This is a genomic window from Nitrosomonas sp., assembly GCF_040256045.1.
GTDB lineage: Bacteria > Pseudomonadota > Gammaproteobacteria > Burkholderiales > Nitrosomonadaceae > Nitrosomonas.
The window spans coordinates 1-23,091 of record NZ_JBDZWD010000005.1 but is presented as its reverse complement, the minus strand read 5'-3'; the positions used below and the strand labels follow the sequence as shown (position 1 = coordinate 23,091).

17 protein-coding genes and 3 tRNA genes are annotated in these 23,091 nt (G+C 51.7%); 11 read left to right on the top strand and 9 right to left on the bottom strand.

The genetic code is table 11. From position 1 onward, the window contains the following. Positions 1 to 25: 25 nt before the first annotated feature. From ABUL11_RS01890 to ABUL11_RS01860, 7 genes are all read left to right on the top strand, one after another. Positions 26 to 469: a YbaN family protein gene (locus ABUL11_RS01890; RefSeq protein ID WP_350282173.1), complete on the top strand. Its 444-nt coding sequence runs from the start codon at positions 26 to 28 to the stop codon at positions 467 to 469. A 47-nt stretch (positions 470 to 516) separates the two neighbouring features. Next, positions 517 to 1,248 carry a pseudouridine synthase gene (locus ABUL11_RS01885; RefSeq protein ID WP_350282172.1) on the top strand — a complete coding sequence of 244 codons (732 nt, stop codon included), beginning with the start codon at positions 517 to 519 and terminating at the stop codon, positions 1,246 to 1,248. 141 nt (positions 1,249 to 1,389) lie between these two features. Continuing rightward, positions 1,390 to 1,465, top strand: a tRNA-Gly gene (locus ABUL11_RS01880). Between the two features lie 91 nt (positions 1,466 to 1,556). After that, a tRNA-Cys gene (locus ABUL11_RS01875) sits at positions 1,557 to 1,630 on the top strand. A 13-nt stretch (positions 1,631 to 1,643) separates the two neighbouring features. Next, a tRNA-Leu gene (locus ABUL11_RS01870) sits at positions 1,644 to 1,732 on the top strand. Positions 1,733 to 1,955: 223 nt separating this feature from the next. Beyond that, positions 1,956 to 2,279: a ferredoxin FdxA gene (gene fdxA / locus ABUL11_RS01865; protein ID WP_350282171.1), complete on the top strand. Its 324-nt coding sequence runs from the start codon at positions 1,956 to 1,958 to the stop codon at positions 2,277 to 2,279. 43 nt (positions 2,280 to 2,322) lie between these two features. Continuing rightward, on the top strand, positions 2,323 to 2,682 hold the full coding sequence (locus ABUL11_RS01860) for an exosortase system-associated protein, TIGR04073 family (RefSeq protein ID WP_350282170.1): 360 nt from the start codon (positions 2,323 to 2,325) through the stop codon (positions 2,680 to 2,682). A gap of 11 nt (positions 2,683 to 2,693) precedes the next feature. Here ABUL11_RS01860 and mfd read toward each other — a convergent pair whose 3' ends face one another. From mfd to ABUL11_RS01825, 7 genes are all read right to left on the bottom strand, one after another. Beyond that, positions 2,694 to 6,155: a transcription-repair coupling factor gene (gene mfd, locus ABUL11_RS01855; RefSeq protein WP_350282169.1), complete on the bottom strand. Its 3,462-nt coding sequence runs from the start codon at positions 6,153 to 6,155 to the stop codon at positions 2,694 to 2,696. Positions 6,156 to 6,188: 33 nt separating this feature from the next. Next, a complete protein-coding gene (locus ABUL11_RS01850; protein ID WP_350282168.1) occupies positions 6,189 to 7,469 on the bottom strand; it encodes an MgtC/SapB family protein in 1,281 nt (426 codons plus the stop codon). Continuing rightward, complete coding sequence (gene recJ / locus ABUL11_RS01845) at positions 7,462 to 9,225, bottom strand: single-stranded-DNA-specific exonuclease RecJ (protein WP_350282167.1); 1,764 nt, start codon at positions 9,223 to 9,225, stop codon at positions 7,462 to 7,464. Before recJ ends, ABUL11_RS01850 begins: the two co-directional genes overlap by 8 nt. A gap of 141 nt (positions 9,226 to 9,366) precedes the next feature. Continuing rightward, on the bottom strand, positions 9,367 to 9,963 hold the full coding sequence (locus tag ABUL11_RS01840; protein WP_350282166.1) for a cytochrome P460 family protein: 597 nt from the start codon (positions 9,961 to 9,963) through the stop codon (positions 9,367 to 9,369). An 83-nt stretch (positions 9,964 to 10,046) separates the two neighbouring features. Beyond that, positions 10,047 to 10,967: an indole-3-glycerol phosphate synthase TrpC gene (locus ABUL11_RS01835; RefSeq protein WP_350282165.1), complete on the bottom strand. Its 921-nt coding sequence runs from the start codon at positions 10,965 to 10,967 to the stop codon at positions 10,047 to 10,049. A 1-nt stretch (position 10,968) separates the two neighbouring features. Continuing rightward, entirely contained in the window at positions 10,969 to 11,994 is a 1,026-nt protein-coding gene (gene trpD, locus ABUL11_RS01830) for an anthranilate phosphoribosyltransferase (RefSeq protein ID WP_350282164.1), read from the bottom strand. Further along, a complete protein-coding gene (locus tag ABUL11_RS01825; protein WP_350282163.1) occupies positions 11,991 to 12,590 on the bottom strand; it encodes an anthranilate synthase component II in 600 nt (199 codons plus the stop codon). Before ABUL11_RS01825 ends, trpD begins: the two co-directional genes overlap by 4 nt. A gap of 106 nt (positions 12,591 to 12,696) precedes the next feature. Between ABUL11_RS01825 and ABUL11_RS01820 the strand changes: the two genes are divergently transcribed. From ABUL11_RS01820 to ABUL11_RS01810, 3 genes are read left to right on the top strand one after another with little or no spacing between them, the layout of a single operon-like run. Next, positions 12,697 to 14,196, top strand: coding sequence for a HAMP domain-containing sensor histidine kinase (locus ABUL11_RS01820; protein ID WP_350282162.1), 1,500 nt, complete (start codon positions 12,697 to 12,699; stop codon positions 14,194 to 14,196). Further along, positions 14,193 to 14,741, top strand: a complete 549-nt coding sequence (locus tag ABUL11_RS01815) for a hypothetical protein (RefSeq protein ID WP_350282161.1) — start codon at positions 14,193 to 14,195, stop codon at positions 14,739 to 14,741. Before ABUL11_RS01820 ends, ABUL11_RS01815 begins: the two co-directional genes overlap by 4 nt. A gap of 12 nt (positions 14,742 to 14,753) precedes the next feature. Then, entirely contained in the window at positions 14,754 to 16,121 is a 1,368-nt protein-coding gene (locus tag ABUL11_RS01810) for a sigma 54-interacting transcriptional regulator (RefSeq protein WP_350282160.1), read from the top strand. Positions 16,122 to 16,130: 9 nt separating this feature from the next. On the opposite strand, the gene ABUL11_RS01805 is transcribed toward ABUL11_RS01810, so the two are convergent. Further along, positions 16,131 to 17,405: a ChaN family lipoprotein gene (locus ABUL11_RS01805; RefSeq protein WP_350282159.1), complete on the bottom strand. Its 1,275-nt coding sequence runs from the start codon at positions 17,403 to 17,405 to the stop codon at positions 16,131 to 16,133. A gap of 56 nt (positions 17,406 to 17,461) precedes the next feature. Further along, positions 17,462 to 21,376, bottom strand: a complete 3,915-nt coding sequence (gene purL, locus ABUL11_RS01800; protein WP_350282158.1) for a phosphoribosylformylglycinamidine synthase — start codon at positions 21,374 to 21,376, stop codon at positions 17,462 to 17,464. 71 nt (positions 21,377 to 21,447) lie between these two features. Here purL and ABUL11_RS01795 point away from each other — a divergent pair, with 71 nt between their 5' ends. Continuing rightward, the gene (locus ABUL11_RS01795; protein ID WP_350282157.1) at positions 21,448 to 22,965 is read left to right on the top strand and encodes an NAD(P)H-hydrate dehydratase; all 1,518 of its coding nucleotides are present in this window, start codon (positions 21,448 to 21,450) and stop codon (positions 22,963 to 22,965) included. Positions 22,966 to 23,091 lie beyond the last annotated feature (126 nt).

Genomic DNA, 23,091 nt, shown 5'->3' with positions numbered 1-23,091 from the left:
AGTTTACCAGGAGGGGGAGGTAGTCATGTCAACAAAACCTGATGGAATAGTAAACCGATCAGAGGAAAATATTCACCTGCTTCAGTTGCATGATTCACCCGTCATGCGCTGGCTGTACCTGAGTATAGGTGTGACAGCCCTGTTCATGGGTATACTGGGTATATTCCTGCCGGTATTACCGACGACCCCTTTTATTTTACTTGCGGCCGGTTGTTTTGCACGTAGCTCCGAGCGTTTTCACAGCTATTTACTCAACCATCGCATCGCCGGTCCGATCATCCGGGAATGGTGCGAGTACCGCAGCGTGGCGCGCCATGTCAAGCGTTGGGCATACCTGGTGATGGCGCTGTCTTTCGGAAGCTCGATTCTGATTGTTTCTTCCTGGTGGTTGAAAGGTATGCTGGCCTTACTGGCCATGATTCTGTTTACGTTTATCTGGCGGCTGCCTGTACGGGATCAGAGCAGGTAAATCGCTCATATATGACGTCATAAACTGTTTCCAGGTTTTGCTCACTGATGGAAAAAGTTCGCTTGTCCAAATTGATGTCCAGTCTGGGGATATGTTCACGCAGGGAAGCGGATGTTTACATTGAACAGGGCTCGGTGTATGTGGATGGTCAGCCGGTTCGTGAACTGGGGACGAAGATTCATCCTTGGCAGGAAATTGTGCTCGATCGAGCAGCCCAGATCAGACAGAATCAGCAGCTGACGATTTTACTGAATAAACCGGTTGGTTATGTATCTGGCCAGCCCGAACCTGGCTACAAACCCGCTATCAGTCTTGTCAGCAATGATTCCCATTTTCATCGGGATCGTTCATCTTTGAGGTTTGTACCACAACACCTTAGAAATCTTGCACCAGCCGGTCGGTTGGATATCGACTCGCAAGGATTGCTGGTATTTACCCAGGATGGCCGTATTGCCAGACAATTGATCGGAGAACATTCACAAATCGAAAAGGAATACCTGGTGCGGGTAAACGGAAATTTGACACGTGAAGGGCTGGCGTTGCTCAACCATGGTTTGCAGCTCAATGGTCAGGCGTTGAAACCTGCCCAAGTGAGTCGATTGAACCAGGATCAGTTGCGTTTTATCCTACAAGAAGGAAAAAAGCGACAGATCCGACGGATGTGTGAATTGGTCGGGTTGAATGTAGTCGGGCTGAAACGCGTGCGGATTGGGCAGATCCGGCTGGCTGATCTGCCGGAAGGCAAATGGCGCTATCTTGGAAAGGATGAATCGTTTTGAAGGTACGAGAACTTGACTCGAACTTCATTCTTCTTTGATCGGAAGACCATTACCAGAGCCATTATTCTTGACAAAATCGAAAGGGTCTCTATAATCACTCGTCTGTCGAGAGGCAAATACCAGTATAGTCCGGTATGATTTGCGGGAATAGCTCAGTTGGTAGAGCGCAACCTTGCCAAGGTTGAGGTCGCGAGTTCGAGACTCGTTTCCCGCTCCAGTTTTATACTGTATCCTCCGGCATTTTCAGTCCACGTCAAATTTTCATGCTTTGGCGCCGCAGAGCAGGTGGCGTCTCCAAACAAGTTCACGGCGGGGTGGCAGAGTGGTTATGCAGCGGCCTGCAAAGCCGTCTACGCCGGTTCGATTCCGACCCCCGCCTCCATATCTTCGTAATTGCCCGGGTGGTGAAATTGGTAGACACAAGGGACTTAAAATCCCTCGGACATTAACGTCCGTGCCGGTTCGATTCCGGCCCCGGGCACCAGGGTTCAGGCAACGTTGTCTGAGCTTTACCGTGTCTGACTCTCGTTGAATGAATCCTGCGCTACATAGCATGTCCGATACCGTAGTTAGCATAAACACTCTTTAAAGCCAAAAGTGGCAAATCACCGCTAATAACTCCCCACTTCGGGTGTGTAGCAGAATTTGTCGAGATTCTGTTAGAATCGCAAGTTTCTTTCGGAAAGTGTCACTCAAGGAACATCATCATGACTTATGTAGTAACTGAAAGCTGTATCAAATGTAAATATACCGATTGTGTCGACGTATGTCCCGTGGATTGCTTCCGTGAAGGCCCCAATTTTTTGGTGATCGATCCGGATGAGTGTATCGACTGCACGTTGTGTGTGGCAGAATGCCCGGTGGAAGCCATTTATGCAGAGGATGATGTATCCGAAGATCAGCGCCAGTTCATCGCACTCAATGCGGAACTGTCAAAAATCTGGGATCCGATCATTGAGAAAAAGGATGCGCTGCCGGATGCAGACGAATGGGCATCCGTTACAGACAAAGTGGATAAACTGGAACGCTGACCAGACTCACTGTTGCCAAAATAAGATCAAGGAGACGCCAATAATGAAAACTTCAATCACACAGGTTGTTTTTCTGATTTTGTTTTGTGTACTGCCACAAACCGCTATGGCGCAGCGTGATATGCCGCAAAGCTATCCGGTCGCGGCGAGTGAAAAACTGGTCAACGGTATTGCCAACGCTGTAACCGGGGTTATCGAACTCCCCAAAACCGTGATTCTTACCAGCCGGCGTGATGGGGCTGCTTACGGGTTGACCATCGGCCTTGTGACCGGCATCATGCATACGGTCGGCCGTACCGTGTTCGGTGCACTGGACGCCGTAACCTTTTTTATTCCTACTCAACCGACGGTTCGTCCGCATTATATCTGGCAGGATTTCGATAAAGAAACCACCTACGGGTAAAACTTGCTGGTTTAGTTTTTCAGTAACGCCATCAAATTTTTGATCTTTTTAACTCGCTCGCCAATATCCGGTATCTGCAGTCGGACGCTCAGGCGATCAGGCCCTGACAGGCTGTATTCCTTGCCACTCTGAATGAGCTGAATGATTTTTATGGCTTCGATCGGAGGTTCCGGCACAAATTGCAATTGAATGTTGTCCGGTCCGGCATCGATACGAGTAATACCTAATTGCTTGGCTTCGATACGCAGCCGATGGCTGTCCAGTAACGCGCGAGCAGGATCAGGTAACAGACCAAATCGATCGATCAGCTCCTGATGAATCTCATCCAGTTCTGCCTCATCACTGCAACCCGCCATGCGCTTGTACAGAATCAATCGTTCGTGGATATCACCACAATAACTTTCTGGCAATAGCGCTGGTACATGCAATCTGATTTCTGTGGAAACTCCCAGAGGTTGCTGCATGTCCGGCTCATGACCAGCTTTCAATGATTTGATTGCTGCATCCAGCAGAGAACTGTAAAGACTGAACCCTACTTCCTGCATTTCACCACTTTGTGAATCACCGAGCACGGCACCTGCACCGCGAATTTCCAGATCATGCATGGCCAGATAAAACCCGGATCCAAGTTCTTCCATTGCCTGAATAGCTTCCAGGCGCCTGGTTGCCTGTGTGGTCAGCGCTGCTTTTTCCGGTGTCAGCAGATAGGCATACGCCTGGTGGTGCGAACGGCCGACCCTGCCGCGTAACTGATGCAATTGTGCCAACCCGAACTTATCGGCGCGATGGATGATGATGGTGTTGGCAGTGGGAACGTCTATCCCTGTTTCAATGATGGTGGTACACAGCAGCAGATTGAAACGCTGCTGGTAGAAATCGCGCATGACATGCTCCAGTTCACTTTCCCGCATTTGCCCATGTGCAATGTTTATTCTTGCTTCCGGCAGCAGCGTGGTCAGTCTGATATACATGTTTTGAATGGTGCTGACTTCGTTGTAAAGAAAATAGATCTGCCCGCCGCGTTTCAGTTCACGCAAACAGGCTTCGCGGATGATTCCTTCCGAGTAGGGATGTACGAATGTCCGGATTGCCAGTCGTCGCTGAGGTGCAGTAGCAATTACCGAAAAATCTCTGAGGCCTTCGAGTGACATCGCCAGCGTACGCGGGATGGGTGTTGCGGTCAGCGTCAGCACATCCACTTCGGCACGAAGCTTTTTGAGCTGTTCTTTCTGACGTACTCCGAAACGATGTTCTTCATCAATGATGACCAATCCCAGGTTTTTGAATTTGACCTTATCCTGGATCAGTTTGTGTGTACCGATGATGATATCGGTCGTTCCCTGCGTCAGGCTTTGCAGTGCTTCGGACTGTTCCCGGACTGACCGGAAACGTGAAAGTTCGGCAATTTTTACCGGCCACTGATCAGCAATCAGCCCGAAACGATCAGAAAAATTCTGATAATGCTGTTCTGCCAGCAATGTGGTGGGAACCAGTACGGCTACCTGCCTGCCATCGGTGACTGAAACGAAAGCCGCCCGCAGAGCGACTTCCGTTTTGCCGAAGCCGACATCACCGCAAATCAGCCGATCCATCGGTTTACCGGACACCATATCCTGGATGACCGCATTGATGGCAGCCGCCTGGTCCGGTGTTTCCTCAAAACCGAAACCATCGGCAAAAGCATTGTAATCATGCTGGTTGAACCGGAATGTATGGCCTTCACGGGCAGCACGCTGCGCGTACAGATTCAACAGTTCAGCGGCAGTATCGCGCACCTGCTGCATCGCTTTACGCTTGGCTTTTTCCCATTGGCCGCTCCCCAGTTTATGCAGTGGAGCCGCTTCCGGTGCAGCACCACTGTAACGGCTGATGAGATGAAGCTGCGTGACCGGCACATACAGTTTGTCTCCTCCCTGATATTCCAGAGCGAGAAATTCACTGGACTGGCTCGAATCACCCTCACCCATATCCATGTTTACCAGCCCGAGATAACGCCCGATACCGTGCTGTTCATGTACTACCGGGCTGCCGGGCTTGATTTCGGACAAATCACGCAAAATGGAATCGGCCGAAACAGTCTTGCGTGTATCACGTGTACGCTGTCCGCGTACGTGCGTGGCATACAGCTCGTTTTCGGTAACCAGCGCGAGATTTTCGGCAACAAGAATGAAGCCGCTGTGCAGGGAAGCCACACTGAGCATGCAAGGGGCAGTGTCTGATCGAAATGCGGCAAAATCCTCGCAGAGTTTCAGTTTCAGGCCGTATTCGCGCAGGTATTCTGCCATCAGCTCGCGTCGCCCCACACTTTCCGCCAGTAGTAAAACCCGTCCACCTTTTTGCGTAAATGTATGGACAAAAGCGGTCAGCTGCTCGATCGGGTTGGAAGCGCGCCGGTCTACCCGCACAGGCGGAAGGGAGCAGGCAAAAGGCTTATCGATCTTTGCCTGTTGCCCCGTATGTATTTCTATTCGTTTGTATGATTTGAGGTAGCCGTAAAACTGATCTTCCGGCAAAAACAGATCCATCGGAGGAAGCAAAGGCCGATCCGGATCACTGCGCATCAACTGATAACGTGAACGGGTATCCTGCCAGAAATTTCCGATGGCTGGTGCGATCTCCCCATGCAGGCACACTGTGGAGTGCTGCACCAGGTAATCGAACAGGGTGGCCGTCTGTTCGAAAAAAAGCGGCAGATAATATTCGATCCCGGCGGGAATATTACCCTTGCTGATTTCCTGGTAAAGCCTGCAGCGTGTGGGATCACCCTCGAATTTTTCCCGGAATCCAGTGCGAAATCGACTGCGCCCGTTATCGTCGAGTGGAAATTCCCGCGCCGGCAGCAGCCGGATCTCCTTGACTGGATAGATGCTGCGCTGCGTATCGACATCAAAAGTGCGTATCGATTCAATTTCATCGTCGAACAGATCGATACGATAAGGCAGCGGGCTGCCCATCGGGAACAGGTCAATCAATCCCCCGCGGATACTGTATTCCCCCGGTGAAAGCACCTGCGATACATGGAAATAACCTGCCAGTGACATCTGGCTGCGAAATGCCTGCAGATCCAGCGTGCTGCCCTGCTTGACGAAGAATGAATGTGCTGCCAGAAATTCTTGCGGCGGCATCCGGTACAACGCTGTCGTAACCGGGACGATCAAGACGTCGCAGGCGTTATGGGTAATCTGGTAAAAAGTAGCCAGACGTTCCGAAATCAGATCCTGGTGAGGAGAAAAGATATCGTAGGGCAGCGTTTCCCAGTCCGGTAACAGGCTCACGCGCAGATCGGGTGCAAAAAAGGGAATTTCCTCGAGCAATCTTTGTGCATCCAGTGCACTGGCCGTGATGATTGCCAGTAACTGCCCGGCCGGGTTCCGGCTTGCGAGCTGCGCCAGGGCACAGGCATCACTGGAACCTTCCAAACCAGTGTAATGCGGTAATGGTTCCGAAGAAGATAGATTAGGTTTGGATGACATGATTTTACAAACAGAGTGTAAAGTGTGATTTGCTTAAAAATATGACAGATATGAAGCTGTGAAAAGTGTACCCGCCAGGCCGGCAATGATGGCTACCGTCCCCAGGAAGCATCGTCTGGCCAGTACATTGTTACCGGTAAAAAAGATCAATCCCAGCTTGAAAATCAGATTGGCGATGACCCCAAGCGTGATAGCGGTAACCACTTCCACGATTTCCAGCTTGCCCAGTCCGTGCAAACGCAGGCTGCTCAGCGTGATTGCATCCACGTTGGTCAGTCCGGAGATAATTGCCACGGCGTACAGCCCGCTGCTGCCGGCAATGTCTGACAGCCACCCGCTGAGGAACAGCACGGCGGCATAAAGCAGGCCAAATCCTATGGCAGTGGTCAGCTCCGCCGGATTTTTCGTATCCGGCATGGGAATGATCTGCTGCTGGCTGAATTCACGCCACCAGAACAGCGAAGTGATCAGTCCCAGAAAAAGCCCACCTCCCAGAACTGGCAGGAGATAAGGGAAAATCACAGGTGAAATTACTTCGGTAATCAAAGCAATCCGGACCAGTACGACCAGATTGGCCAGTAAAATCACGACAACAGCCAGATTGGTGATATCAGATCTATCCCCGTTGCGGCGTGTAAATACCAGCGTGGTGGCAGTGCTGGAAACCAGTCCGCCCAGCACACCCAGCAGTACTGCCCCGTAACGCTGGCCGATGAAACGCAGTGCAATGTAACCCACCAGGCTGACCCCTGAGATTAGCACGATCATCAACCAGATCTGATGAGGATTAAATGCATCGAAAGGACCATAATTCCTGTCGGGCAGAATCGGCAGGATGATAAAGCTGAGTACCGCAAATTGCAGTATCGAGATCAGATCCTTGCGAGTCAGGTTTTGTGTGATTCCCTGCAGTTCAGTTTTGAAATAAAGCAGGATGGTCGTGATGATCGCCAGCATGACAGCTAGCGTTGATTCTTCATACCATACCATGGCGCCCAGCCCATAGCAGATCAGCACTGCGGTTACTGTGGTGGTGCCCGGATCTTCCGGCATATCCCGTTTATCCCGGTAAGAGACAATCACCATGATTCCGACCAGTAACAAACCACTGATCAGCAACCAGGGAGTTTGTGCTTTGTGGGACAGCATCGCAGTCAGCGTACCAAACATGGCAACCAGCGCAAAAGTACGCAGCCCTGCTTTGGCAGCCGGGCTACGTTCGCGCTCCAGGCCGATCAGTAATCCGATTGCCAGGCTGGTGGCAAATTGAGCCAGATAACCCCGCTCCTGCTCAAGAAGAAACAGATCATCCATAGTGTGCCTGGCCGGATTCAAACCAATGTTCCAGCAATAATTGCATGCGGGTGTTTCCGTTATATTCGTTTATCTGCACTCGGTAGATGGCATCGATCTCCGCGGGCAGCCGTTCGGTATGAAAAAACAGAATCCCGTCGTATACCTGCGCAGCACCGGTTTTTCGCAATTTCAATTTCAGATGTTTTTCTCCGACGATACGCTGATTTTCGACCCGGAAACAGCCATTGAAGCTCGGTTCGGGAAATCCTTGTCCCCAGACCTGATCCATCAGATACTGTGCCAGCTCCAGAGTCAGATCTGCTTCTGCCAGTTCACCATCGGTTTCAATCACCTGGATTAAATCTGCAGGTGTCAGCAGTGATTGCGCGACTCGCTCGAATGCGGTACGAAATTGTTCGAAATGCTGTTCGTATATTGTCAGACCGGCAGCCATGGCATGACCGCCAAATTTGATGATCAATCCCGGGTGATGTTTTGTGACCAGATCCAGTGCATCACGCAGATGCAGACCGGGAATCGATCTGCCTGAGCCTTTGATTTCGCCGTCATTGCCTTGCGCAAAAACGATGGCCGGCCGATGCAGTCTGTCCTTGACACGCGAAGCGATCAGGCCGATGACTCCCTGATGCCAGGCCGGATCGTACAGACACAGGCTGTAAACGGATTGTTTCCCGTTATCTGCTGGCGTATCGGACTGGTTCAGGAGATTGATCACATCGTCCAGTTTGTCCATGGCTTCATCCCGCATGCCTGACTCGATTTCACGGCGCTGGCGGTTCAGTTCATCCAGCTCGCTGGCCAGACGCAAGGCACGGGATTCATCCTCGGTCAGCAAACATTCGATTCCCAGTGACATATCATCCAGTCGCCCGGCAGCGTTCAATCTGGGTGCAAGAATAAACCCCAGTTCATACGTGGTGACGCGGCTGAAATCTCGCCCGGCAGCTTTGAATAAGGCATGCATACCGGCACAGCAGTAGCCATTGCGGATACGCTGCAACCCTTGCTGCACCAGGATACGGTTGGTTCCTTCCAACCTGACCACATCGGCAACGGTACCCAATGCGACCAGATCAAGCAGACTGGCGAGATTGGGTTCTTTGCCGGTCGCTGTGAAAGCGCCTCGTTCACGTAATTCCGCTCGCAACGCCAGCATGACGTAAAAAATCACGCCGACTCCGGCAATATGTTTATCAGGAAAGCTGCATCCCGGCTGGTTGGGGTTGACGATGACGGTTGCATCCGGCAACCGGTCACCCGGCAAATGATGATCGGTGACGAATACCTGCATTCCCAGCTGGTTGGCTTCCTCTACGCCTTCTACACTGGCAATACCATTATCCACTGTGATCAGAATATCAGGAGGAGAAGCCTGGTCTGCTGCCAGGCGCACGATTTCCGGTGTCAATCCATAGCCGTATTCAAAACGGTTAGGCACGAGGTATTCCACCATGGCACCAAACTGGCGTAACGCACGCAGGGCAACGGCACAGGCAGTCGCACCATCGGTGTCGTAATCGGCGATGACGAGCAGACGCTTTTTCGCGGCGATAGCATCGGCCAGTAACACGGCGATCCGTTGGATGTTCTTTAATTGCTCGAACGATGCCATGCGGGCAAACGTCGTTTCGAGCTGGTCGGGGTGATTTATACCGCGCGCTGCAAAAATGCGTGCAAGCACGGACGGCAAACCATGTGCACTGAGTATTTCGTAGGCGTGGGCAGAAAATTCGCGGATGGTAATGTTGGCCATAGTGTCAACATTTTATCACCAGGCTGTAACCGGCCGTAACCGCGAGGAGAGTGAAGGAGAGAAAAACAGGAGTATTTCGCTGCGGTAACGTACATCGGGTTACCGCATACTCCTGTTGCGTGTTGAATTTATATCAGCTATTTACTTGGGCGCGACTACACCGGATTCACCGGTTGCTTTGGCGGCACGTAACACAGGATAAAATTGTGTGAAGACCATGTCTGTCTTCGCATTTTCCTTGTGGCAGGCAGCACATTCCGCCGTGGGCAGATTTTTGGCTGCAGCAACTAGCGGCGTGTCAGGAACATAGAAAATATAAAAAGCCCAGTTGCCCGGCTCGTTTGCAAAGCGTTGTGAATCCTTGACCGATGCCTCGAGCCCGATATAGTCGCCCATGAAGTAGCCATTTCCACTGCCCGGGCCTTTACGGTCGCCAACGCTGATCAGTTCTTTTACAGTTACCGTCCCATCTCTGAATTCACCAGTTTTTTTCCAGTGAGCATAGCTTTCCGGGTCGACATAGACTGTTCTGATTTCAGTGAAAGGTGCTTTGCCATCGTTCAATTCATTTGGTGTTACCTGGGTGCCGACCATTACCCATTCACGGTAATTTTTCGGCAGCAACAGCTCCCCCTTGTCGTTAAATTCTGCCATACCCGCTGCCAGCAGGCTGCCGGACATTACTGCTGAAAGAATCAGGCTGCTCAAACCGCCTGTCAGTTGTTTTCTGAAGTTCATAAAGGTCTCCTTTTGGTTGATTGAAGCATTATTGTTATATTCTGGTCGGGAAGATAGTTACCCGATTGATGGCGCAGCGCAGTTTACGTCAGGTTTGTCGTAAACAGGCTTGCCAGTGCGGTACCCGGATCCGGTGCCCGCATGAATGTTTCCCCGATCAGAAAAGTGTAAATATGCTGGGACAGCATCATTTCCACATCGGCGGGGGTACGGATACCACTTTCGGTGACGACGATGTGCCCGGCTGGTATGTGCCTGACCAGTTGTACGGTGGTATCCAGGGTAGTCTCGAAAGTTCGCAGGTTGCGGTTGTTGATCCCGATGAGCGGAGTAGTCAATTGCAGCGCGAGATCGAGCTCATCTGCATCGTGTACTTCTACCAGTATGGCCATTTCTAGTGCTTGTGCCGTGGTTTCCAATATGCGCATCCGTTCGAGTGCACTGTCGCCCTGATTGACAGAGGCATCCTGCTGGAAAACCGGTGAAAGAAATGCTGCGACGATCAACAGTATGCAATCCGCTCCCATCGCGCGTGCTTCGTAGATCTGATATTCGTCCAGTATGAAATCCTTGCGCAATACTGGTAAATCACAGGCAGCGCGTGCCTGCTGTAAGAAATCGGCACTGCCCATGAAAAACTGTTCATCTGTCAGGACTGACAGACAGGCAGCGCCATTTCGAGCATAACTGGCGGCAATTTTTGCCGGGATGAAATCTTGTGGAATCGGATTTCGCCCAGGTGAATTTTCCGCACGCCCCGATCCTTGTGGATTGAGTGCTTCTGTTCGTCCGCGCAACACACCTTTGCTTGGACTGGCCCGTTTGATCTCTGCAATCACAGCGGCACGATGCTGACTGATCCGGCTGCGTATCGCCTGGAGAAAATCGCGCGAAGCAGGCATCTCTTCTGCTTGCTTATGGATTTCTTCCAGTGATTTTTTTGCCCGAGCGGCCGCGACCTCCTGTTTCTTTACGGCAAGGATGCGATCAAGAATATCTGACATACTAAAAACTTACCTGATTAGAGAATTCAACCAATGCCTGCATTTTCTGTTTTGCAGCACCGCTGGCCAGCATGTCACGGGCCATTTCAACTCCTTGAGCCCAGGAATCTGCTTTCCCGGCGACATAAATTGCTGCTCCCGCATTGAGCAGAACGATATCTCTGGCAGGTCCCGGGCGGTTATCCAGTACAGACAGAAGCATTGCCTGAGCATCCTCTGTGCTGTTCACCTGCAGAGATGTAATAGCAGCGCATTCCAGCCCGAAATCTTGCGGCTGTACGCTATATTCCCGTACTTCACCCCCATTGAGTTCTGCAATTCTGGTCTGGCCGGACAGGGTGATTTCATCCAGTCCGTCGCTGCCATGCACGATCATGGCATGCCGGCTTCCCAGCCGCAGCAGTACCTGTGCCAGTACACCGGTCAAATCGGCATGGTATACACCGAGTAATTGGTTGCTGGCACCGGCAGGATTGGTCAGCGGCCCCAGGATGTTGAAGACCGTGCGCACGCCCAGTTCCCTTCGAACAGGAGCGGCATGTTTCATAGCATGATGAAAATTGGGAGCAAACATAAAGCCGATACCCACTTCGGTAATGGAACGGGTAATCTGGTCTGGCGTCTGATCGAGATTGATACCGATGGCTTCCAGCACATCGGCGCTGCCCACTTTACCTGATACGGAACGCCCGCCGTGTTTGGCCACCTGTGCGCCCGCAGCGGCAGCCACGAAAGCGGAAGTGGTTGAAATATTGAAAGTATTGCATCCATCTCCGCCAGTACCGCACGTATCGACCAGATGACTCGCATCAGGCACTTCAATACGCACGGCCAGTTCCCGCATGACTTTAGCGGCTGCACTGATTTCACCGATGCTCTCGCGTTTTATGCGCAACCCGGTGACCAGGGCAGCCGTCATGACAGGCGATACGTTTCCTGACATGATCGCGCGCATCAGTTCAATCATTTCTTCATAAGGAATTTCATGCTGCTCGAGAATTCGAGCGAGGATTGCCTGCGGATTCACACTTCACACATTGAAGAATGCTTTTGAATAGAGTTGCCATGAAGGAAATTCCCTAGCAACAGGTGGCCATGTTCACTTAATATCGATTCAGGATGGAATTGCACACCCTCGACCGATAGTGTGCGATGTCGTACTCCCATGATCTCGTTATCTTCGGTCCAGGCAGAGATTTCAAGGCAATCAGGTATACTTGACCGTTCGATGACGAGTGAATGATAACGGGTTGCCACGAACGGATCAGGCACTCCCTGAAAAATACCTTTACCATCGTGAAAAACTAGTGACGTTTTACCGTGCATGACTTTTTCGGCACGCACAATTCGCCCCCCAAAAGCCTGTCCGATACTCTGGTGACCGAGGCACACGCCCAGTATGGGAATTATTTCACTGAGCTGCTTGATCAGATCCACGGAAATACCTGCTTCATCAGGGGTGCACGGGCCCGGTGAAATGATGATACCGGCAGGATTCAATTGCCGAGCTGCCTCCACTGTAGTTTCATCATTTCGAATGACCATGACTTCTTCACCCAGTTCACCCAAATATTGCACCAGGTTATAGGTAAAGGAATCGTAATTATCAATCATCAGCAACATGAGAGGTAAAATCGGTGGTTGGCGCCTAGGAAAAATATGAAAAAACGGCCTGAGTCTTTCTACCCAGGTATTGTCACTCAGGTTGCATGAAAGGTAAACCTGCACTATGAAAATTTCTACAGATGTTGCATCTCCCGGGCAGATACACCGGAAAACCGGATCCGGATATAAACCAAAATCATTTTTGGCTTTGATCTTGATCGGATTTTCAATTGTCGGCCTGCCGCTGATCGGTGCTCTGGTATATAGTGCGGTACGTATCGATCAGTTATCTGAACAAAGCCGACACAATGTTTACCAGGCGACACAGATTACTAATGGTACCAGCGTTATCATCGGCGAAATCATGGCGATGCAGCGTAGCGTACAACATGCGCTGGTACTGGATGATGCCTCCCTGCTGGAAGGCTATTTTCTTGCACATACCAAATTTGAAAACATTACCAATCACCTTTCCGTCATTTCCCTTTATCCGGAGCAACGGCTGCCATTGGAAAAACTGCGTTTGCTCGAAACCAGTATTTTTAAGGAAATACTGAATCTGAACGAACATCCGCAGGAGTTACAGTACCTGCTCGAGCGTTTTGCCGGGCTGCTTACACTTGCCCAGGAGTTTTCAACCAACAGCTTCCGGATGATCGGGCAGAATGTGGGTAACATGAGCGAAATTGCCACACAAACGCGTTCACTGGTCGAATGGGAATTGCTGATTCTGGTTCCACTGGTTATTTTTCTCGCACTGGCTTTTTCTGTATTCATTGCTCGTCCTGTCCGTCAGATCGATGAAGCAATTGCTCAAATGGGTCAAGGCAGGCTTTCCCGTCCCATTCACGTCAATGGCCCACAGAATCTGGTCTATATTGGTGAGCGTCTGGATTGGCTACGGCAGCGCCTGCTCAAGCTGGAAGATCAGAAAATACAGTTCTTTCGTCATATTTCGCATGAACTGAAAACACCCCTGACTGCCATTCGGGAAGGGGCTGATCTGCTGGCCGAAGGGATCACAGGTAACCTCAATCATAAACAACAGCTCATCGCAGGAATTCTTCATACCAGCAGTCTGCAACTGCAGAAACGCATTGAAGATCTGCTGAATTTCAGTGCGTTACAGGCAGAAATCATTACGCTCGTCAAGCAATCCGTCAGACTGGAGAGAATAATAAATAGCGCAATACAGGCACAAAATCTTTCCATTTTGAGTAAAAGCCTTAAAATCAGCCTGAACTGCCCGGAATTGTCTCTGGAATGCGACAAACAAAAACTGGATATCATTCTCGATAATCTACTTTCCAATGCCGTCAAATTTTCTCCGGTTGGTGGCCTTATTGAAATAACGGCTTCATATAATGAAAACAGAGTGCAGATTGATGTGACAGATTCCGGCCCAGGCGTGGATGATAGTGATGGCAGCCGGATATTCGAGCCGTTTTACCAAGGACACAATACACCCGAAAGCCATGTCAGGGGCACGGGCCTGGGGCTGGCGATCGCGAAAGAATATGCCATCGCTCACGGGGGGAATATCGGACTCATTCGCAATACCGGAAAGCACGGTGCCCATTTTCGACTGATTTTGCCCATCAACGGTTTTGAATCTACGACATGACATATATTTTTAAATTATTGACAGGATTAACATTATCCCTAATATTGGCAGGGTGTACGCATACACCTGCCCAGCCCGTACATGAGTCATCCGAACAAGCGGAAATACAAATCATTCAGGAACCAGGTCCGTGGAGTGATCTGAATGAGCTGATGCATTATTATGATTCGCTGCAGAGTAAGTCCAGAGCAGAGCTTTTAGAAGAATACAAGTATGCGAACAGTCATTATCGGGAGAGTACCGATATGCAGCAGCGACTTAAACTGCTGATACTGTTGCTACTGCCGAACACCAGTTTTCAAAGTAACCGTACTGCGCTGAATCTCGTGGAAAATCTTCCGGAACAGATTGAAACCACTCCGGATACAACAGCCTTCAGAAACTTGCTGGTATTATTACTCAAGCGACAGTGGACAGCGAATTTACACATACAGAATTTGTCCGAAAAGCTACGGGCTTCAGAGACTGAAGTAAGGACACTGAAGAGTAAGATTAATGCAATCAAAAATATCGAAAAAGACTTGATGCGTAACAATACACCCTGACCAACAAGTCAAATGATACCAAACAAGAAAATTCTTCTGGTAGATGATGACCGGGATTTGCTTGAGCTGCTTTCCATCCGTTTAACGGCAGCTGGCTATGAAACCACACTTGCGGACAGCACTGAAGCAGCGATCAATTATCTCGATATCTCCCGCCCCCACCTCGTCATCAGTGATATGCAAATGGGTGGGCTTGATGGTATGGCACTGTTTGAGTACATCCATCGCAACATTCCGACGCTACCGGTCATTATCCTGACTGCTTACGGCACTATCCCAGATGCTGTGGCTGCGACGCAACGCGGGATTTTTGGTTATCTCACCAAACCTTACGATCCTAAAATTCTGATTGGTCAGGTTGAACGTGCTATTGATCTCGCACCTGCCGTTGAAACGCTTTCCAGCAAGATACCCGTTTCCCCATGGCGCAAAACCATCGTTACCCGGAGCGCGGTCATGGAAGATTTGCTTGCAAAAGTAGGTCGCGTGGCGCAAGGGGATGCCAGTGTACTGTTATCCGGTGAAAGCGGTGTTGGCAAAGAATTGCTTGCTCGTGCTATTCATCAGGCATCCCGGCGCTGTGACCAGCCGTTCGTTACCATCAATTGTGCTGCCATTCCGGAACAGTTGCTGGAATCCGAGCTGTTCGGCCATGCCAAGGGTGCATTTACCGGTGCGGTACGGGATCACAAGGGATTGTTTCAGTTAGCCGATGGTGGCAGCCTGTTTCTGGATGAGATCGGTGATATGCCTCTGCTGCTGCAGGCAAAACTGCTGCACGCGCTGCAGGAAAGAGTCATCCGCCCTGTTGGCTCCACCCAGAGTATTCCGATCAACGTGCGTATCATATCCGCTACACACAGGGATCTGAAATCAGAAATCCAGGCGGGAAATTTCCGTGAAGATCTGTATTACCGGCTTTTCGTGGTGGGACTGACGGTTCCCTCGCTTGCCCAGCGCAGTGAAGACATTCCTCTGCTAGCCAATCATTTTCTACGCGTATTTGCCGAGAAGCATCAAAAAGATGTCAACGGATTTTCTCCGGAAGCGATCAGTTTTCTGCTGGCATCCTCCTGGCCGGGCAACATTCGGCAACTCATGAACGTCATCGAACAGAGCGTTGTCATGAGTGCGGTTCCGCTCATCTCCTGTGAGCTTGTCCGTGACGCTATGCACAAGGATGAAGAGCAGATGACGTCATTCGATGAAGCTCGCAAGCAGTTTGAAAGAGATTATCTGGTAAAAATACTGAAAATTACCGCCGGAAATGTGACTCAGGCGGCCAAGCTGGCCAAACGCAATCGTACGGAGTTTTACAAATTGCTGCAGCGGCACCAGCTCGATTTCACACTTTATAAATCATTACAGGAAAAGGTCTGATTTCCTGTTTTATTTCACTAATGGCGGGAATTTCGCGATGATTTCATTGATCATGCCTTCCCGCATCACTTTCAGAGGCAGCCAGGTGCCCGGTGCCTGACGCTTGACCGCATCAATGACATCGCTGCTTTCCTTGAGTGTACTGCCGGCCATTTCGAGAATCACGTCCCCAGCCTGCAATCCGGCAGATTTAGCAATACTCCGCTGTTCGACCTGTAACACGTGAGCGCCTGCAGTCTTCTGGCTGAATTCAAAGCTGATCCCGAGACGTTGTTGCGAAGGGGGGCTCGATTCCGGTGTAAACGGAGCCAGGCCGAATACCGCATCCGCATAGCGGTCGGTCAGTAGTTTACAGGGCCGGTTCGTATCCCATGGCAGCAGGGAAACTATTTTTTTCACACCCATGTCTTTCAACTGATGTGGCACACCAAATCCTTTCAGGATATGTCCGGATCCCATGACACCCACTATCAGCGGTTTTTTGTGTTTGTCATAACTGTTCAGCACTGCATGAATTTCCTGTGCCATTGCCCGGTCCCATAATTGCTGGCTGACGACGAACCGCAGAAAATCCGGGTCGTAACGGTTCGGCTTCTGATTTTTTTCCGCAATTTTCTGAGGAGTACGGCCGTGCTGCATATAAATCGGCAGTAGAAATTCCAGATATTCCGGTGCAGGCGGGGCTGGCCGCGTGACTCCTTCTCTGTCCTTTTCCGGTACGCCGTCAAATCCTTTGGCCGTGACGGCCCGTCTCAGGTGGATATCGATATTGAGTGCACGCATCGGAATACGATTCATCCGTGCAAAGTGGAACAGGGGCAGATACAGGTATGCATCGGTGTTCCAGACCGACTGCCATTCGGATCGGGATAAAAATTCTGATTCCGTCAGTTCACCAGCCACCCATTGATCCAGAATTTTCTGTACCCGTCGCGGAAACATCTCGAAGCCGATTACCATATCCGGGCGAGCAGCATACAAGGTAGCCAGCATCTGCAATTGCCAGCGATGATGTTCGGGATTGATATGAGTTTCGCCCAGCAACACTACCGATTTGTCTTTTACTGACGCTATCACGCTGGAGAGCGTCGTTTCCCCCTTGCCGGGGATTACCCAGCTTGCAGCCGGGACACATGCACCCTGGGTAGCTTGCTCACTTGCAGAAGCAGCTTTTTTTTCCGATCCGGTTTGGGCAGAAACATCGGAGATGTTCGTCATTCCCCCCAGCAACAGCAAACTGCTTATGGCAAGCCGCCAGTCAGACTTGAAATTGATCATTGTCATCTTTCTTTATCAGGAATCTGTAAAAACGAGTGATGGAAAATGCTGCGTTAAGCCGATCAATCGACCCATTTACGGGCATTTCTGAACATTTTCATCCAGGGAGAATCTTCCGGCCAATCGTCAGGATGCCACGAATGCTGTACGGTACGGAAAACTCTTTCCGGGTGCGGCATCAGGATCGTCACCCGGCCATCGGTTGAAGTCATACCGGTAACACCTGCAGGTGAACCGTTTGGATTCAGCGGATAGGTTTCGGTAAGCGAGCCCCGATTATCGACAAACTGCAATGCAATATAGGGTTGTGCCGCAACCAGTTGTTCATCATCCCGGAATACCGCAAGCCCTTCACCATGGGCAACGGTCACCGGCAAGCGGCTGCCTGCCATGCCATCAAAAAACAGCGAAGGACTGGTTCCGATTCTGACCATGACAAAACGCGCTTCAAACTGCTCGGAGCGGTTACGTCCAAAACGGGGCCAGTGGGCCGTTCCCGGAATGATCGCCTGCAGGTGGCTCATCATCTGGCAACCATTGCATACACCTAAAGCAAAGGTATCGGTGCGCGCAAAAAACACTGCAAACTCATCTCGTGCCCGTGCATTGAACAAAATCGACTGCGCCCATCCCCGGCCTGCACCGAGCACATCGCCATAAGAGAATCCTCCTCCGGCGATCAGCCCTTTATATCCGGCCAGTTTCACCCGCCCGGACAGAATGTCGCTCATGTGCACGTCTACTGTGTCGAACCCGGCACGATCAAAAGCTGCTGCCATTTCCACATGACCGTTCACGCCCTGTTCACGCAGAATCGCGACCGCAGGACGACTGGCAAGTATAGCCGGTGCAGAAGCAACAGATTTAGTGAGTGAAAAGGTCAGTTGTGCATGCAACCCCGGATCATCCGTATTCAGAATCTGATCGAACTCCTGCTGTGCACATTCGGGATGATCACGCAACTTTTGCATCCGGAAGCTCGTTTCCGACCAGATACGCTGTGACACCACACGCTTTTCCTGGAATACAGTCGTGCCATCATGCGTCAAAATGATGTCATCCTGCCGGTTCGGACTGCCGATCATATGGCTGATTTGTTCCAATCCTGCATTCGCCAGAACGGCCATTACTACGTCATGATGTCGAGCTTCGATCTGGATGACAGCACCGAGTTCCTCATTGAACAAGGCTGACAGCACTTGTCCACCCCAATCATCAACCGGCTCAGCGCTCAACGAAATCAGCGAATCGAGCGCAAGGGTGATACCGCAATGTCCGGCAAAGGCCATTTCGCATAACGTGACGAACAGGCCGCCATCAGAGCGATCATGGTAAGCCAGCAGCAATCCGCTGCCATTGAGTGTTTGAATCGCATCAAAAAAAGCGTTGAGTTCTTCCGGGCTTTCCAGATTAGGCGCATCGTTGCCTGACTGGGCATAAACCTGAGCCAGTGCTGAACCGCCGAGACGGTTTTTGCCATTGCCAAGATCGATCAGAATCAGCTCCGTTTCGCCTTTATCTGTACGCAGTTGTGGCGTGAGAGTCTTACGCACATCGGATACTTTGGCAAATGCTGAAATAATCAGTGAGAGTGGCGCAACGACTTCTTTAGGCTGATCATCGTACCAGGCGGTTTTCATCGATAATGAATCCTTGCCTACCGGGATACTGATTCCCAGTGTGGGGCACAATTCCATCGCCACGGCATATACGGCATCATACAGGGCAACATCTTCGCCCGGGTGTCCCGCTGCGGCCATCCAGTTGGCAGATAACCGGACCGTTCCCAAGCCAGTAATCGCGGCAGCCGCCAGATTGGTAACCGCTTCCCCTACCGCCATGCGGGCTGAACTGGCCGCATCGATCACAGCCAGCGGCGTGCGTTCACCCAGCGCGAATGCCTCACCCGAATACGTCTGGAAGCCCATCGTGGTAACCGCGATATCGGCTACCGGAACCTGCCACGGGCCGACCATCTGGTCCCGTGCGGTCTGGCCACCTACGCTGCGATCACCAATCGTAATCAGAAAGGATTTGTTTGCCACGGTCGGCAGGCACAGAACACGGCGGGCCGCTTCTTGCAACTGCATACCGGTTTTATCCAGTGGAGCAGGGTCAGGGCGGATGCGTCTGACATCACGCACCATTTTGGGCGGTTTCCCCAACAATACAGGCAAAGGCATATCGGCTGGATGAGTGGATGAACGTTCATCCGTCACGATCAGCTGGGGCTCTGCCAGTGCTTTTCCGACCACAGCAAACGGGCAGCGCTCACGTTCGCAGATTGCCTGGAACAGGGAAAGGGATTCCGGTCGGATGGCAAGCACATAACGTTCCTGTGCTTCATTACACCAGATCTGCATGGGTGACATTCCAGGTTCGTCAGAAGGAACTGCGCGCAGATCAAACCAGCCGCCCCGTCCGGCATCGTGCACCAGTTCGGGCAGGGCGTTGGAAAGCCCGCCGGCACCGACGTCGTGAATGGCCAGAATCGGATTGGGTTGCCCGCTGCGCACCAGCTGCCAGCAGCGATCGATCACCTCCTGTGCACGACGTTGTATTTCGGCATTGCCCCGCTGCACCGAGTTGAAATCGAGTGCTTCTTCATTCGTACCGGCATCCATGCTGGAAGCGGCGCCCCCCCCCAGCCCGATGGCCATGCCTGGCCCTCCCAGATGAATCAGCAGAGTGCCTTCCGGGAAAGGTTCTTTTGCGGTATGCAACGCGGAAATCTGACCAATACCTCCGGCCAGCATGATAGGTTTGTGGTAGCCGCGCATCCGGCCACTGACTTCCGTTTCATAAGTGCGGAAATAGCCGGCCAGATTCGGGCGACCGAATTCATTGTTGAAAGCTGCACCGCCAATCGGTGCGGTCAGCATGATGTCGAGTGCGGATGCAATGTGCCCCGGTTTGCCGTAAAAGTCGGTTTCCCAAGGCTGTATGGCTTCAGGAATCTGCAAGTTGGAGACACTGAATCCGGTCAGTCCTGCCTTGGGTTTGGCACCGGATCCGGTTGCGCCTTCATCGCGGATTTCACCCCCCACCCCAGTGGCCGCACCTGGAAAAGGGGAGATTGCTGTCGGGTGGTTGTGTGTTTCCACTTTGACCAGCCAGTGCGTCAACTCTGGTGCATAGCCGTATTGGTTACCTTTTCCGGGATAAAACCGTTCGATAGTTTCCCCTTCCAGAATCGCAGCATTATCCGAATAGGCAACGATCGTATGCTGGGGATGGCTTTGATGGGTGTGCCGAATCATGCCAAACAGCGAATGCGGTTGTGGTACGCCATCGATTATCCAGTCGGCATTGAAAATCTTGTGCCGGCAATGTTCCGAATTGGCTTGCGCAAACATCATCAGTTCGACATCGGTGGGGTTGCGCTGGATACGGGTAAAATAATCCAGCAGGTAATCGATTTCGTCAGAAGACAATGCAAGCCCCATTTCCCGGTTGGCTTGGAGCAGTGCGTCGATTCCACGACCTGTCAGATCGATTTCACCCATTGTGCCCGGTTCTGCATGATGAAACAGAAGGGTGGCTTCAGCCAGCGAATGCAGCACTACCTCGGTCATGCGGTCATGGATGCATGCTTCGATTCGGGATAATTGTGCGGGCAGCAGCGTTACCTGGCAGCGCAATTCGAAGGAAATACCGCGTTCCAGGCGCTCGATTACGTTCAAACCACAGCAATGGGCAATATCGGTTGCTTTGGAAGACCAGGGAGAGATTGTGCCGGGGCGCGGTACCACCAGTAACAGTTTGCTGTCTGGAAAAGGCTGTGCCTCGGTTTCATCGACATCGAGCAACTGCCGCAGCCGGTCAGTTTCTTCCTGCGTCAAATCACGCTGAACCTGACAAAAATAGTGGTAATTGGCAGTGATGCCAGAAATTTGCGGTACGATTGCCTGAATTGAATGGAGCAGGCGTTCCAGACGAAAAGGGGAAAGCGCATTGCGCCCGCAAAATTGCAGCATCGGGATCCACCGGTCAATTGAATAAAAAACATGATTTTACACGAGTACACCTGTCACCAGATTATTGCCAGATGAATACCAGGCCCGTCTACACTACTGCTGAAATCCGCAAAATAGAATCACTTGTACTATCCGTGCCCCATCCACCGCCACTGATGGAAAAAGCCGGACTAGCGGCCGCAAAGATCGCTCATACCCGATTGCTGACGGATGCCAAACAACGGATATTGATTGTGGCCGGGCCGGGCAATAACGGGGGTGATGCGCTGGTGGCTGCTCGTCATCTGCGGGAATGGGGAAGACAGGTCACACTGATATTTACCGGCGAGGCTGAACGATTGCCACAGGATGCCAGACAGGCACTGGCGCAGTGGCAATTGGCCGGCGGAACGGTAATTCCGGAGCTTCCGCCCGGCGGTCAATGGGATGCGGTGATCGACGGCCTGTTCGGGATCGGCCTGAACGAAACACGCCTGCTGGCAGAAAGCTACCGGCAGCTCATCCGGCAGATCAACCAGCTCAATCTGCCAGTGCTTGCGCTCGATATTCCCAGCGGTCTGCTCAGTGATTCCGGCCGGGTGCCGGATGTGGCAGTCAAAGCGGCCATTACGACTACCTTCATCGCGCTCAAACCGGGTCTGCTGACACATGACAGTTGTGATTACTGCGGCGAAATCATTGTATGTGATCTGGGACTGGATGCCGTGGCGCTGATCTCGCCACAAAACTGGCGGCTCGATAGAGCAGGCATTGCTCAGAGATTACCTTCCCCAAGACGAGCCAACAGTCACAAAGGTACCTATGGCAGACTCGGGATTCTGGGCGGTGCCACCGGTATGATCGGCGCAGCCCTGCTGGCCGGGCGGGCTGCACTCAAACTGGGAGCGGGGCGGGTTTATCTGGGGCTGCTGGCACAGGATGATGTCCCGGCGGTGGATCCGGTTCAGCCCGAGCTGATGCTGCGTTCGCCCTTCGATTTTTTCAACCCGGATTTTCTGGAGGGGCTGATCATTGGCCCTGGCCTCGGTAGTGAAATCGCTGCCTGCATTTGTCTGGAGCGAGCATTGCAAACCTGCCTGCCCCTGGTACTGGATGCTGATGCACTCAATCTGATTGCGCAGCATACGGAATTGAGCAGCACACTCCAGGCACGCAAAGCAGCGGCCATCCTTACCCCACATCCGGCAGAAGCAGCCCGCCTGCTGAATACAACCGTAACTGAAATCCAGCGAAACCGGCTGGAGGCAGCCAGAAACCTTGCTCGGGAATTCAATTGTGCCATCGTCCTGAAAGGGGCCGGGAGTATCTGTGCTTTTCCAAACGGTCACTGTCATTTCAATACCAGTGGTAATCCCGGTTTGAGCAGTGCCGGCACGGGAGATGTTCTGTCTGGTTTCCTGGGTGCACTGCTGGTACAGGGATTGCCCCCGGAAAACGCACTGCTGCTGGCCGTTTATCTGCATGGTGCAGCAGCAGATGCATTACTGAAACAGCAGAATGGACCGCTGGGTATGGTGGCGTCAGACATCATTCCTGCTGCCCGTAACCTGCTGAATTGCTGGATTGGAGAGGAAAATCCTGGCTGGTGATGTGCTCGCTGAGACAATGGTTCTTTGATAACCTGAGTTCGGGATAAGCCCCTTAAGCTTTAGCCAGGCTGTTGACTCTGGTCAGATTCAAAGTTGGTTTGTTATCGGACAAACAGTAAGCGACGA